Source organism: Pseudomonas koreensis (genome assembly GCF_025447595.1).
Lineage (GTDB): Bacteria > Pseudomonadota > Gammaproteobacteria > Pseudomonadales > Pseudomonadaceae > Aquipseudomonas > Aquipseudomonas koreensis_H.
Genome location: NZ_JAOEJU010000001.1, coordinates 678,403 through 692,511 on the forward strand (window position 1 = coordinate 678,403; position 14,109 = coordinate 692,511).

Genomic DNA, 14,109 nt, shown 5'->3' on the forward strand with positions numbered 1-14,109 from the left:
GCGGTCCTTAAACCTGCGCACCCGCCAATACGATCTGACGAAAGTCGCCCACGATCGGACGCAGATCGACACGGTGCCAGGCCGCCCAAAGGTCGACGCTCTGCTGCAACCACGGCAACTCGCGCAGCACCACGTTTGGAGTGCTGTCGCCGCCAATGCTCTGCTGAATCAGCGCCAACCCCAAGCCTGCGGACACCAGTCCCAGCGCACTTAACGGTTCGGCAGCCTCCAGCCGGATCCGTGGTGCAAATCCTGCTTCCACGCAACGGGCCATGAAACGCTCACGTCGGTTGGGCGTCGCGTGTCCGTCGACCATGATCCAGTCCTGCTCGTGAAGGTCGATGGGGTTAATCTGCGCCTTGTCCGCCAGTGGGTGCCCGGAAGGTAGCGCGAGATAGAGCGGGTCTTTGAATACCGGCGTGACCAGCAGATCCGGATCACCCTCCGGTATCGGCTCGCACACCAGCGCGATATCGAGGCTGCGCTGACGCAAGCCTTCGAATTGCTCCTGGGCCGAAAGGTTGTACAGGGCGATATGAATGTTCGGTCGTTCCTCCCGCACCTAGCGCAATGCCTTGGGCAACACCCCGGCATGGATAGCGTGGTTGACGTAGCCGATGCACAGTCCGCCCGACTCGCCCCTGCCCAGCCTGCGGCCGAGTGACTCCAGGCGTTCGGCGTGTTTGAGCAGGGCCTTGGCCTCGTGCAGGAAGGTGCGTCCGTCAGAGGTAATGCGCAGCCGTTGCTGGCTGCGTTCGAACAGCTGCAGACCCAGGCGTTCTTCGAGCTGGGCAATCTGCCGACTGAGCGGCGACTGGGAGATGTGCAGTTGTTCCGCCGCCTTGCCCACGTGTTCGAACTCAGCCACGGCGACGAAATAACGGAGTTGTCTGAAGTCCAGCGTATAAGCCTTCGAAAATGAAAAAAGCCGTGATTAACGGCGGATTCGGATGCAAGGCTGGCGTTGAGGCCTGGGGCCGCTCTGCGACCCCAGGTCATCGATCAACCTTTCAGTGCCTGCTTCAGGGCGGCCAGGCCATCCTGATAGATAGTGGTGAACATCGCTGTCGCTTCGGCATCGCTGACACCGACCGGCACAAACGAGCCAGACCATTCCACGCGAGCCCCTTGGCCAACCGACACCACACGCAGGGTCGACTGGTAGTCGCGAACCGGCGCCGGACCTTGAAGAATGGTGTAGCTGTAGCTGCGCCCGGCTTCGTTGAAGTCCAGCAGACGTTCAATGATGGTGTCGCCGTCGATGCTCTTGAGCGTGCGTACGCGGCCACCTTCGCTCAGGGCGCTTTGCGGAATGAACGGCAGCCAGTCAGGCAGCGCGTCGAAGCCGCCAATCAGTTGCCAGACACGGTCGGCATCGATGTGAAGGTCGATGGAAGATTGTGCAGTTGCCATGATATTTCTCCTGGGGTTCAACCCCGATGATTCGTTAAGGACAGGGCCGCGACGCGGCCCCGCCAAGTCATTTCAAACAGCAGGAACAGGCGCCAGGGCGTTGATCAGCCCTTGCTGACGCAGGTCGCTCCAGAAAGCGGCCGGGATGACGGCGCTCAGCGCTGCAAGGTCTTCGTTGGCGTGCAATGGACGGGTCGAGCCCGGGATTGCGGCAATCACGGCCGGGTGGGCCAGAGCGAATTGCAGGGCGGCAGCCTTGACGTCGACACCATGGGCACGGGCGATCGTGCGGATACGCTCAAGCTTCTCCAGTACCGGCTGGGTGGCTTTCTGGTACTCGAAGTGCTCGCCACCGGCAGTGACGCCAGAGCTGTAAGGTCCGCCGACGACGATGCCAACGCCCTGCTCCACCGCTTGCGGCATGACACGTTGCAGAGCGCGGTCGTGATCCAGCAGCGAGTAACGGCCGGCGAGCAGGAAGCCATCGGGACGCGGCTCGTCCAGGTCGAGGGTCAGCTCGATCGGCTCGACCCGGTTCACACCCAGGCCCCACGCCTTGATCACGCCTTCTTCACGCAGACGGGTGAGGACACGGAACGCCCCTTTGCGTGCGGTTTCGAAACGCTCCAGCCACTCGTCACCGTAAAAGTCCTGGGCGATGTCGTGGATCCAGACGATGTCCAGGCGGTCGGTCTTCAGACGGCGCAGGCTGTCCTCGATGGAACGCAGGGTGGCGTCGGCGCTGTAGTCGTTGACGATGCGGTTACGGTTGCCGTACTCGAACAGGCCGCTCTTCTCGCCCAGCTCACGGCTGGCAGGGTCTTCCAGTTCGTCGAGGATGATCCGGCCGACCTTGGTGCTAAGCACGTATTCGTCGCGAGGACGACCGACCAGAGCATTGCCCAGACGCGATTCGGAGAGACCGGCACCGTAGAACGGCGCGGTGTCGAAGTAACGCACACCATTGTCCCAGGCAGCGTCGACGGTGGCTTGCACCTCGGCCTCTGGCACATTGCGGAACATGTTGCCCAGTGGTGCGGCGCCGAAGCCCAGTGGATTGGCGATGAGGGATTTGAGGTTCATTGAGTGCTTTCCTGATAAGGGGAGTTGGTTATGAACTCCGATGGCGGCAATCCTATGCCGCCCCTACCAAGACCGTCCAAGTCATAATTCGACAGACTTGAGACCTTTTTAGCATCATCAAGATTCGCGTCGTGAAGATGCACTCGAACCCTTCTTCTCCCACATCTTCAGTTTCGCGAACGCTTCAAGGTTTCGCTCGGAAACTCCTTGAACAACGCCCGATAACTGCTTGAAAACCTTCCCAAATGCCAGAACGACCAGTTCATCGCGACCTCCGCCACTGTAGTCTCCGAAGGCGAACGTTTGAGCAATTCGCGCCGCGCACTATTCAGCCTGCGCAACCGCAGCCAATGGGTCGGTGACATCCCCGTGTACGCCTTGAAGGTCTGCTGCAACTGGCGCAGAGATACGCCTGCAACCCGCGACAACTCCAGCAAATTGAGGGTTTCATCCGGTGAATCCGCGGCCCACTCCCCGACTCTTTTGAGGGTCGTGCGCTCTTCGGCACGGCGCTGCAGACCACCGCGATCCAGGCATACGCTCGCGTTGTCGAGGATGAACAAACAGTCCTCCAGCAACTGCTGGGTCAGCGCCTCTTTGCTTGGCTGATCAAGGGTTTGCGACAACTTCGTGAGAGTCGAGCTTAACCAGCGACTGAACAATCCGTTCTGCGCGCCATTGAGCGGCGCCATGAACAGACCTTCCAGCCTGGCCACGTCCAGCCCGTTGCGCTGGACGAAATCCGGACCGAACACCACGGCAATTTCCTGGTAGTTCTCCGGAGTGATCCAGATGTTTCGGCTCTCTTCATTCAACAGATAAAGCGCGTTGTCGCTGCGATCAAAACAGAACGCCAGAGCACCCGATGGCGCGCTGAAATTCTGTTCGACCCGGGTGTTCATCTGTTCTTCGTAAACCTCGACGCCCTGCAAATCCAGATAGCGGATCTGCCCGGCGAAATGCCCCGGCGACATCTGCTGGTAATGCTGGACCCAACCCGGTGTGGCGCGGATTTGCTCAGTGACATCGGCGGTGTTGAAAGCTTGAACCTGGAGCGGATTACACGTCGTCATGGGAGACCTTGCGCACTCTTTTGGTGCGCTTTGGTGCTGCTGAAAGTGGATAGATGGAACAACAAGGCCCGCCCAAGATAGTCGTCAACGCGCCACAGGGGAAGCCTGCGCAAGATGAAACCGCACTTCCCCCGCGTCAACAAAACCAACGACGAGGTCTTTATGAATGCCCCTTTCGATCAGCTGTTCACATGGCTGAAAGATCACAAGATTACCGAAGTGGAATGCGTGGTCAGCGACCTGACCGGCATCGCCCGCGGCAAGATCGCACCGACCAACAAGTTCCTGCATGAGCGAGGCATGCGCCTGCCGGAAAGTGTGCTGCTGCAAACGGTAACCGGGGATTTTGTCGACGACGACATCTACTACGACCTGCTCGACCCGGCCGACATCGACATGGTCTGCAAGCCGGTGAGCGACGCGGTGTACGTGATCCCGTGGGCCATCGAGCCGACCGCCATCGTCATCCACGACACTTTCGACAAGTTCGGCAACCCGATCGAACTGTCGCCGCGCAACGTGCTGAAGAAAGTCCTGCAGCTGTACACCGACAAAGGCTGGAAGCCGATCGTGGCGCCGGAAATGGAGTTCTACCTGACCCAGCGCTGCGAAGACCCGGACTTGCCATTGAAGGCACCGCTGGGCCGTTCCGGTCGTGCCGAAAGCGGTCGTCAGTCGTTCTCCATCGACGCCGCCAACGAGTTCGATCCGCTGTTCGAAGACGTCTACGACTGGTGCGAACTGCAAGGTCTGGATCTGGACACGCTGATCCACGAAGACGGCCCGGCGCAGATGGAAATCAACTTCCGTCACGGCGACGCACTCGATCTGGCCGACCAGATCACCGTGTTCAAGCGCACCCTGCGTGAAGCGGCGCTCAAGCACAACGTGACAGCGACGTTCATGGCCAAGCCGATCGGCGACGAACCCGGCAGCGCCATGCACCTGCATCAGAGCGTGGTCGAGATCGCCAGCGGCCAGCCGATTTTCGCCAATGCCGACGGCAGCATGAGCGATCTGTTCCGCCATCACATCGGCGGCCTGCAGAAATACATTCCGAAAGTGCTGCCGATGTTCGCGCCGAACGTGAACTCGTTCCGCCGCTTCCTGCCGGACACTTCGGCACCGGTCAACGTCGAATGGGGCGAAGAAAACCGCACCGTCGGCCTGCGGGTGCCGACCTCCGGGCCTGAGGCGATGCGTGTTGAGAACCGTCTGCCGGGCGCCGACGCCAACCCGTATCTGGCCATCGCCGCGAGCCTGCTGTGCGGTTACATCGGCATGGTCGAAGGCATCGAACCGAGCGCTGCCGTCGAAGGCCGGGCCTACGAGCGCCGCAACCTGCGCCTGCCGATCACCATCGAAGAAGCCCTGACCCAAATGGAAGAGTGCGACACCGTCGCGCAATACCTGGGCAGCAAGTTCGTGCGCGGTTACGTCGCGGTGAAACGCGCCGAGCATGAAAACTTCAAGCGCGTGATCAGCTCCTGGGAGCGGGAGTTCCTGTTGCTGAGCGTCTGAGACCTTCACTGCCCCCTGTGGGAGCGAGCTTGCTCGCGAATGGGCCAGTTCAGTTATCGAAGATGGCGACTGACACACCGCTTTCGCGAGCAAGCTCGCTCCCACAAGGGCAGCAACCCATCACCTGAAATCCAATAATTCGAAGAGGTGTCGATATGCGTCTGTTGAAATCCATGATCCCCGCAGCCTTGGCCCTGGCGTGCAGTGCCGGTGCCCTCGCCCAACCCCAGGTCAGCGTCTACAACTGGACCGATTACATCGGCGAAACCACCCTCGCCGACTTCCAGTCATCCAGCGGGATCAAGGTGATCTACGACGTCTTCGACTCCAACGAAACCCTCGAAGGCAAACTGCTCGCCGGCCGCACCGGGTATGACGTGGTGGTGCCGTCCAACCACTTCCTCGCCCGTCAGGTAAAGGCCGGCGCTTTCCTCAAACTGGACCGCTCGCAACTGCCGAACTGGAAAAACCTCGACCCGAAACTGCTCGCCCTGCTCGAGAAAAACGATCCGGGCAACGAGCACTCGGTGCCATACCTGTGGGGCACCAACGGCATCGGCTACAACGTCGACAAGGTCAAGCAAGTGCTGGGCATCGATCACATCGATTCCTGGGCCGTGCTGTTCGAACCGGAGAACCTGAAGAAACTCACCCAATGCGGTGTGTCGATGATGGACTCGGCCGACGAAGTGTTCCCGGCGATCCTCAACTACATGGGCATGGACCCACGCAGCGAGAAACCCGAAGACTACAAGAAGGCCGAAGAGAAACTGCTGAGCATCCGGCCATACATCACCTATTTCCATTCCTCGAAATACGTGTCCGACCTGGCCAACGGCGACATCTGCGTGGCCTTTGGTTATTCCGGCGACGTGTTCCAGGCTGCCAACCGCGCCAAGGAAGCCAAGAACGGCGTGAACATCGCCTATTCGATTCCCAAGGAAGGCGCGAACCTGTGGTTCGACCTGCTGGCGATTCCCGCCGACGCCGGCAACACCAAGGAAGCCCACGCCTTCATCAATTACCTGCTCGATCCGCAAGTGATCGCCAAGGTCAGCGCCTCGGTCGGTTACGCCAACCCGAACCCGGCGGCCAAGCAATACATGGATGCCGAGTTGGTCAACAACCCCGAGGTCTACCCGTCCCAGGAAGTCCTCGACAAGCTCTACATCTCCTCTACCCCGCCCCAGTCGATCATGCGTCTGATGACCCGTTCCTGGAGCAAAGTGAAGTCGAACAAATGAATCAGTACACCCAGGAACACGCCCACTCCTACTACGCGGCTTCGGCCCGGACCAGCAGCCCGTATCCGCAACTGGATGGCGACTTGATCGCCGATGTCTGCGTGATCGGCGGCGGCTTCACCGGCGTCAACACGGCCATTGAACTGGCGCAGCGCGGGCTCTCGGTGATCCTGCTCGAAGCCCGTCGCATCGGCTGGGGCGCCAGCGGGCGTAATGGCGGTCAGTTGATTCGCGGCATCGGTCATGACGTGGAAGGTTTCGCTCGACATGTCGGCAGCGAAGGCGTGCGCTACCTGCACCGGGCCGGGATCGACTCGGTGGAGCTGGTGCGCCAGCGCATCACCGACAACGCTATCGAATGCGACCTGCGCTGGGGCTTCTGCGAGCTGGCCAACACGCCAGCGCAGTTCGACGCCTTCAAAGCCGAGCAGGACAGTTTGGCGCAATTGGGTTACCGCCATGAAACGCGGCTGGTCGCACCCGAAGATATGCGCCGGCAAGTCGTGAACGCGGGCATCTACAAGGGCGGCCTGATCGACATGGGCTCGGGGCATCTGCACCCGCTGGATCTGGTCCAGGGCGAAGCGCGGCTGGCAGCCTCCCTCGGAGTGAGAATTTTCGAACAAAGCCCGGTCCTGGAAATCATCCACGGCCCGACCGTTCAAGTGCGCACCCAGAGCGGCACCGTACGCGCCGGCACCCTGGTGCTCGGCTGCAATGCGCACCTGGACGAACTCGAACAACGCCTGAGTGGCAAAGTACTGCCCGCCGGCAGCTACATCATCGCCACCGAACCGCTGTCAGCGGAACGCGCTGCCGAGCTGATTCCGCAGAATCTGGCGCTGTGCGACCAGAAAGTCGGCCTCGATTATTACCGGCTCTCGGCAGACCGACGCTTGCTGTTCGGCGGCGCCTGCCATTATTCGGGACGGGATCCGGCGGACATCGCCGCTTATATGCGACCGAAGATGCTCAAGGTCTTCCCGCAACTGGCGGACGTGCGCATCGACTATCAGTGGGGCGGCAAGATCGGCATCACCGCCAACCGTTTCCCGCAGGTCGGTCGACTCAAGCAACACCCGAACGTGTTCTACGCCCAAGGCTATTCCGGCCACGGCCTGAACGTCACCCACTGGTGCGCCAAACTGCTGGGCGAAGCGATTCATGCCGGGCACAGCCAAGGCATGGACGTGTTCAGCAATGTGCCGCACATGACCTTCCCCGGCGGCCCGGCGCTGCGCTCACCGCTGCTGGCACTGGGCATGTTCTGGTATCGCCTGCGGGAAATGCTCGGCTGACGCCGCAACATTTGCTCTATCGCGAAGCACTTCTATATTGATGAGGTGCTTTTGCGTTCCTGACGCTCGTTGCCCAATAAACCCTGGAGGTCATGGATGGAGTCGTCAGCAGCCGATCAACCGCGAACACCCGGCCAGGCGCCGATCAAGACCCGGCGTTTCAGTATCTCGCTGGTGTGGATCGTGCCGATCGTCGCGGTGCTGGTGGGCATTTCGCTGGTGGTGCACAACCTGATGCAGGAAGGCCCGACCATCGTTGTCACCTTCAAGACTGGCAGCGGTCTGACCGCCAACAAGACCGAAGTCAAATACCGCAACGTGGTAATCGGCCACGTAACGGACGTCGAGTTGAGCGACGACCAGAAAAGCGTCAACGCCACGATCAAACTGTCCAAACAGGCCGAGACCTTCACCCGCAAGGATTCGCAATTCTGGGTCGTGCGTCCGCGCATAGGTGCCGGCGGCGTGTCAGGCATCGACACCCTGCTCTCCGGCGACTACGTCGGCGCCGACATCGGCCAGTCCAACAGCCGCTCCAAACATTTCGCAGGCCTGGAAAACCCTCCGCCGATCACCTACGGCGAACCGGGCAAACGCTTCAAACTGCACACCCAGGATCTGGGGTCACTGGACATCGGCTCCCCGGTCTATTACCGCAAGATTCCGGTCGGACAAGTCGTCGCCTATGCGCTGGATGCTGACGGCAAAGGCGTGGACATCGAGATTTTCGTCCATGCGCCCAATGATGCCTATGTGACCGAAAACACCCGGTTCTGGAATGCCAGCGGGATCGATGTCAACGTCGGCGCCAATGGTTTTGCGGTCAAGACCGAGTCGCTGTCGACCTTATTGGTCGGTGGCATCGCCTTCCGTGCGCCGGAATACAGCCCCAATGACGTGGCCGCCGCCGAGCAGAAGACTTTCGATCTGTTCGACGATCAGGTCGCCGCCCTCGCCCCGCCCAACGGCAAACCCCAATACCTGGCCCTGCGCTTCGATCAGGCCTTGCGCGGCCTCAAGGTCGATGCACCGGTGGAGTTCCTCGGCGTTGAAATCGGTCGTGTGGTCAGCGTCAATCTGGATTTCGACGAGAAAAAGCGCAGCTTCCCGGTCAATGTCGGGATCGTGATTTATCCGCAGCGCCTGGGCCAGGCTCATATCAAAATGCTCAAGGTGCTCAAGCATGATCCCGAGGACGAAGCGGCGGCCGTGCGCCTGATCGGCACCTTCGTTGAAAATGGCCTGCGCGCCCAGGCCCGCAGCGGCAACCTGTTGACCGGTCAGTTGTACATCGCTCTGGATTTCTTTCCGAAGGCAGAGAAAGTCCCGTTCGATGCGAGTGCCCGACCGATTGCCATTCCGACCCTCCCCGGCAGTCTCGAACAGTTGCAGGAAAAGCTTGAAGCGATGATCGACAAGCTCAACAAGTTGCCGGTGGAACGTATCGCCGGCAACCTCGACAGCAACCTCGTGGAATTGCGCAAGGGCCTGACCCAATTCAACGCCAAGACCCTGCCCGGCGTACAGAACACCCTCGCCGACGTGAGCAAGACCCTGCAATCGGCCAGCTCGACCCTGGCCGAAGATTCGCCGCAACGCGAACAACTGACCCGCACCCTCGACGAACTCGGGCGCATGTCACGTTCCTTACGTGAATTGTCCGATTATCTGGGCCGCCACCCTGAATCGCTGATTCGTGGCCGTCCCGACAATGCCGCGCCGTCGGATCTGAAAGGGCCGCCACGCAACTGAGCACAGGAGCTGTCCCATGGCTTTACCGCTGAAGTTCACCGTGCTCGCTGCATGCCTGCTGTTGGGTGCCTGCCGCAGCGACCCGATCAGCTTCCACACGCTGACCCCGGCGCAGCCGCCGGGCGGAAAGTCTGCCGGTGAGATCACCATCGAAGGCATCAGCGTACCGCCGCAGGTCGACCGGCCGCAGATCGTCATCCGCCAGGGCAACAGCGGCCTGGCGATTCTTGAAACAGAATGGTGGGGCGCAAGCTTGGGCGATGAATTGCGCAGTGCTCTGGCGGATCAGCTGAGCAATACCGGCGGCCAGCACAAAACCTCGGTACGCATCGATGTGCAACGTTTCGATTCCATTCCCGGCCAATACGGCTTGATCGACGTCAAATGGCGTTTGCGCCAGGCCGGCACAGGCGACACGGGTCTGGTTGCCTGCCGGTCCGTCTTGCAGACGCCCTCCGGGCCAACCATCGATGATCTGGTGACAGCCCAGCAGAATAACGTCAGACGCCTGGCCGCCATGATCAGTCAGGCCGCCGGCAGTTCGCGGGGTTGCCCACCGGCATCCTGACTCGCAGGTTTCAGCGTAACGGTAAATCGACAACCGTTGGGCTCTCGGGTCACGAGTTCCACCTGCCAGCCTTCGCGGGTGCAAATTCGCTGCACCAGGGACAACCCCAGACCCAGCCCTTCGCCACGACGCTCACCACCGCGCACGAACGGCTGGAACATCGCCTGGCGCCGCTCCTCGGGAATGCCGATGCCGCTGTCTTCGACGACAAATCCGCCCTCCCTGACGATCAACCGGACAAAACCGCTATCGGTGTAATGCCAGGCGTTACGCAACAGATTGCCCATCACCGATTGCAGAAAAGTCTGGTTGTAGCGCCCGTCGCCACCCGGTTCGATGTCACAGAAAAAATCCAGCCCCTTTTCCCGCACCAGCCGCCCCCAGATTTCGCTCTGCGCCTGCGCGACATCGTTGAGCGTGACGCAGATGTCACCGCCACGGTCTTCCTGCGCACGGGCGAGCATGAGAAACGTCTCGACCAACTGGCGCATTTCATGGCTGGCCCGGGCGATGCGGTTGACCTGTGCAGCAGAACGGGCATCGAGCGACGGATTGGCCAGCAGTAATTCGCACGAGCCGCCAAGCACCATCAACGGCGTGCGCAATTCGTGACTGACATCGCTGGTGAACAGCTTTTCGCGGTTCAGTGTTTCACGCAAACGGCCCAGTGTCTGATCGAATGAAAGCGCCAGCTCCCCTACCTCGTCCGCCGCATAGTCGGGGTGCAATGGGGGCGCCAGCACCAGTAATTGATCGCGATGACGGACCTGGCGCGCCAGACGAATGACCGGTGCCATGACCCGCCGGGCAAGCAACCGCCCGAGCACGATTGCCAACAGGATGCTGAGGGTGAACCCGACGGTCACGACAATGAACAACAACCGCTCACGCTTTTCGAGACTTTCCTGGTCGCGCAGCAACACATACTTACGGCCGCCCACGACCTCGACCATGGCGAAGAAATCGTCGCCGTCGAACATGACTTCCTGAAAACCCGGCGACAGCGCCGCCAGCGACGGGACAAGCGCCATGGGACCGGGCCCGCCCTCGAAGAAAAACAGCTCACTTTTCTCCGGCCGATGGTTCCAGCGACTGATGTCATCCATCGCCAGCAACCGGTGCAGACCGCCGCTCAACGTGGTGGTGGTCAAACGGTGTTCCACCACATGCACAGTGGCCACGATTCCCAGCGCAAACACCCCGGCCACGAAGGCACTCATCAAGGCGAACACGATGACGATCCGTTTGGTCAGGCTTTGCTTGAGATCCATTCGTTTCGACGACTCCACCACGGGTTCAAGACGTTCCGGACAGCTTCAGGCTTTCACTGTTTCAGCGCCGGGCGCCTCAAGCTTCACCGCAAACGCCAACATTGGGTATGGCTCGTTTGAAACAAAACGAGGATTTGAGTTTATTTATCAATTACCCGATTAGTTGCACTTTTCACAGACTGGCAAATTTTTCACAAGTTCTTCACTGCCGCCCTACGCGCTCAAACTTAATGTTCAGCCAGCATTCAAGTAAGCATTTTTTGAAGTTGATTAAATCGCCGGACATTCATCCCGGCGATATTCATCGGCGGACCGTGGAAGGACACATGCAATTAGCAGCGACTTACAAACAGCGCCGGGCGCGGCGCCCCCGCACCCTGTTGACGATCACGGGATCGGTACTGGCGGCGGCTCTGGTCAGCGGCTTTGTCTGGTGGCCCAAGTCTCCCCTCGATCTGGCACACGCCGACAAAGCCATCACCGCCGAATGGACAAAGGCCTGGCAGGCCGGTGAGGTGGTCGCATTGGTACGGCACACCGAACGTTGCGATCGCTCGGACAACCTTTGCCTTGGGCCGGCGGACGGCATCACCCGAGTGGGCAGCACGGCAGCGGCTGCGGTTGGCAAGGGTTTCGAGCATCTGGGCATGCAGCAGGCACAAGTGTTGAGCAGTCCGCTGACCCGGACCGCACAAACGGCGCATTTCATGTTTGGCCAGGATGCGAGCACCCAGGACTGGCTGGCGACCTGTGGTCCGACGCTGCGTGATGACGTGGTCGCGCACAAGGTTGCACAACACAATCTGGTACTGGTCACCCACAGTGGTTGCATCAGTGACTTCGAAAAACAGACCGGTTTCCCTCACGCGGCCGGCGCTGAATATGGCAGTACCTTGTTTGTTCGCATCAATGAAAAGGGACAATTGAAAGTGTTGGGCGTCATGAATGCCGACGCATGGCCTGCAGTTCGCCCTTGATTGTCTGTCTGGCTTTTTACATCACGAGCACAAACTTCAACATCAACTAATCCGAACCAGCCTTCGCTTATTTTTAATAAGACATTTATTCCATTCGCACGACACAAGGCTTTGTCATGACGTCTGAAAACAATCCGCTGCGACACGCTGCCGGTCATTTCCAGCAAACCCGGCCAGCCACCGCGATAGAGCGCTGGGCCATCCCCGGCCTGGTCCTGGCTTTTGTAGTGTTTTATCTGCTGCCGTTGATGACCCACGGTCTGTGGATCCCCGATGAAACCCGCTACGGCCAGATCAGCCAGGAAATGCTGCTGAGCGGCAACTGGGTGGCCCCGCATTTCATGGGCATTCGCTACTTTGAAAAACCGATCGCCGGGTACTGGATGATTGCGATCGGTCAGGCGATTTTTGGCGACAACCTGTTCGGCGTTCGCATCGCTTCGGCGCTGAGCACCGGCGCCAGTGTCTGGCTGACTTACTTGATGGCGCGCCGGCTGTGGAACAACCCGCGAATCAGCAGCGCCTGCGCATTGCTGTACATGAGCTTCGGGCTGATTGCCGGTCAGGCCGGGTATGCCAATCTCGATCCGCAATTCACCCTGTGGGTCAATCTGAGTCTGGTGGCCGTGTGGTTTGCCATCGACGCTCGTAACCCGCGCGCCCGGTTGGGCAGTTGGGCACTGCTGGGCGTGGCCTGCGGCATGGGCTTGATGACCAAGGGGTTTCTGGCGCTGCTGCTGCCGGTGCTGATCGCCCTGCCCTACATGATCTGGCAGCGGCGCTTCGGCGAGTTGTTGCGTTACGGGCCGGTCGCCGTGGCGGTCTGCGCCCTTGTGAGTCTGCCGTGGGCGCTGGCCATTCATTACCGCGAACCGGATTTCTGGCGGTTTTTCTTCTGGCACGAACACATTCGCCGATTTGCCGCCGGTGATGATGCCCAACATGCGCGCCCGTGGTGGTTCTACCTGCCGTTGCTGGTGGCCTCCAGTCTGCCGTGGGCGGTTCTGCTGCCTTCCACGTTGATCCGCACCTGGCGCGAGAGGCGCGAGGCAAAAACCGCCTACCTGGCCTTGTGGTTCCTCCTGCCACTGGCGTTTTTCAGCCTGAGCAGCGGCAAGCTGCCGACTTACATCATGCCGTGCCTGCTGCCACTCGCTCTGTTGATGGGACACGCGGTGGTGAAATGGCGGGATCAGGGTAACGGCCGCGTCCTGCGCCTGAACGGCGTGGTCAACACTGTGATTGCCAGCGTCGCACTGGTAGCCCTGCTCTATCTGCAAGCGACGAAGGAAATCTACGAAAACACCGAGATGTTCAGCCTCTCCCTGGCTTTCATCGTGCTGTTTGGCTGGATCATCGCCAACGCCCTGCAAATGCTGCGGCCATTGGCGCTTTGGGCGATGCCGGCCCTGGGGATCGGCCTGCTCGTGGCGCTATTGCCTGCGGCCATGCCGGCACAAATCGTCGATAGCAAGATGCCCGATCAATTCATTGCTGAACATCAACAAGCCTTGAGCGAGACCACCTCGCTGCTGAGCAACGACCTGGGCGCCGCCTCAGCGCTCTCCTGGCGCTTGAAGCGACCGCAAGTGGATCTGTTCAACACCGTCGGTGAATTGAAGTACGGTCTCGAAGATCCGGCCATGGCGGCGCGCAAGGTCGAACTTGAACAGGTCGGGCAATGGATGACCGAAGCCCGCAAGAAAGGGGCGGTCGGCGTCGTCATGCGCGTCAACAGCACCCTTGAGGAACAGGAAGTCGAACGGCTGCCGGTGGATGGCAAACACTACCGACGCGGCAACCTGCAGATCTTCATCTTTCCACAGAGCCAGCCATGACCTGTTGACCGGCACACGGCCGGCTGCGCAAACAGCGGTTCTGCGCTCCCACGCTTTCCCCTCACAAATCT

The 14,109-nt window shown here is 60.3% G+C and carries 11 protein-coding genes and 1 pseudogene; 7 read left to right on the forward strand and 5 right to left on the reverse strand.

Going from position 1 to position 14,109, the window contains the following annotated elements; genetic code table 11:
- Positions 1–7: 7 nt before the first annotated feature.
- The 4 genes and pseudogenes from N8H71_RS02890 to N8H71_RS02905 form a co-directional block, all read right to left on the reverse strand.
- Positions 8–901, reverse strand: a pseudogene (locus tag N8H71_RS02890) (LysR substrate-binding domain-containing protein).
- A gap of 101 nt (positions 902–1,002) precedes the next feature.
- The gene (locus N8H71_RS02895; RefSeq protein WP_262192752.1) at positions 1,003–1,413 is read right to left on the reverse strand and encodes an SRPBCC family protein; all 411 of its coding nucleotides are present in this window, start codon (positions 1,411–1,413) and stop codon (positions 1,003–1,005) included.
- 72 nt (positions 1,414–1,485) lie between these two features.
- Positions 1,486–2,496 carry an aldo/keto reductase gene (locus N8H71_RS02900; protein ID WP_262192754.1) on the reverse strand — a complete coding sequence of 337 codons (1,011 nt, stop codon included), beginning with the start codon at positions 2,494–2,496 and terminating at the stop codon, positions 1,486–1,488.
- Between the two features lie 167 nt (positions 2,497–2,663).
- Positions 2,664–3,569: a helix-turn-helix domain-containing protein gene (locus N8H71_RS02905; protein WP_262192756.1), complete on the reverse strand. Its 906-nt coding sequence runs from the start codon at positions 3,567–3,569 to the stop codon at positions 2,664–2,666.
- 162 nt (positions 3,570–3,731) lie between these two features.
- Between N8H71_RS02905 and N8H71_RS02910 the strand changes: the two genes are divergently transcribed.
- The 5 genes from N8H71_RS02910 to N8H71_RS02930 all read left to right on the forward strand — a co-directional run bounded on the left by N8H71_RS02910 (position 3,732) and on the right by N8H71_RS02930 (position 9,952).
- Positions 3,732–5,090 (forward strand): glutamine synthetase family protein, encoded by a 1,359-nt coding sequence (locus N8H71_RS02910; protein ID WP_007951306.1) that lies wholly within the window; start codon positions 3,732–3,734, stop codon positions 5,088–5,090.
- A 155-nt stretch (positions 5,091–5,245) separates the two neighbouring features.
- The gene (locus N8H71_RS02915; RefSeq protein ID WP_262192757.1) at positions 5,246–6,334 is read left to right on the forward strand and encodes a polyamine ABC transporter substrate-binding protein; all 1,089 of its coding nucleotides are present in this window, start codon (positions 5,246–5,248) and stop codon (positions 6,332–6,334) included.
- On the forward strand, positions 6,331–7,632 hold the full coding sequence (locus N8H71_RS02920; RefSeq protein ID WP_262192759.1) for an NAD(P)/FAD-dependent oxidoreductase: 1,302 nt from the start codon (positions 6,331–6,333) through the stop codon (positions 7,630–7,632). Before N8H71_RS02915 ends, N8H71_RS02920 begins: the two co-directional genes overlap by 4 nt.
- A gap of 96 nt (positions 7,633–7,728) precedes the next feature.
- Positions 7,729–9,384, forward strand: a complete 1,656-nt coding sequence (locus tag N8H71_RS02925; protein ID WP_262192760.1) for an intermembrane transport protein PqiB — start codon at positions 7,729–7,731, stop codon at positions 9,382–9,384.
- Between the two features lie 16 nt (positions 9,385–9,400).
- Positions 9,401–9,952 carry a PqiC family protein gene (locus tag N8H71_RS02930; RefSeq protein ID WP_262192761.1) on the forward strand — a complete coding sequence of 184 codons (552 nt, stop codon included), beginning with the start codon at positions 9,401–9,403 and terminating at the stop codon, positions 9,950–9,952.
- Here the strand turns inward: N8H71_RS02930 and N8H71_RS02935 are convergent.
- Entirely contained in the window at positions 9,910–11,223 is a 1,314-nt protein-coding gene (locus tag N8H71_RS02935; protein ID WP_262192762.1) for a sensor histidine kinase, read from the reverse strand. The genes N8H71_RS02930 and N8H71_RS02935 overlap by 43 nt on opposite strands.
- A 326-nt stretch (positions 11,224–11,549) precedes the next feature.
- Here N8H71_RS02935 and N8H71_RS02940 point away from each other — a divergent pair, with 326 nt between their 5' ends.
- Both N8H71_RS02940 and arnT read left to right on the forward strand, forming a co-directional pair.
- The gene (locus N8H71_RS02940; protein ID WP_262192959.1) at positions 11,550–12,200 is read left to right on the forward strand and encodes a histidine phosphatase family protein; all 651 of its coding nucleotides are present in this window, start codon (positions 11,550–11,552) and stop codon (positions 12,198–12,200) included.
- A 116-nt stretch (positions 12,201–12,316) separates the two neighbouring features.
- A complete protein-coding gene (gene arnT, locus N8H71_RS02945; protein ID WP_262192764.1) occupies positions 12,317–14,038 on the forward strand; it encodes a lipid IV(A) 4-amino-4-deoxy-L-arabinosyltransferase in 1,722 nt (573 codons plus the stop codon).
- Positions 14,039–14,109: the final 71 nt, after the last annotated feature.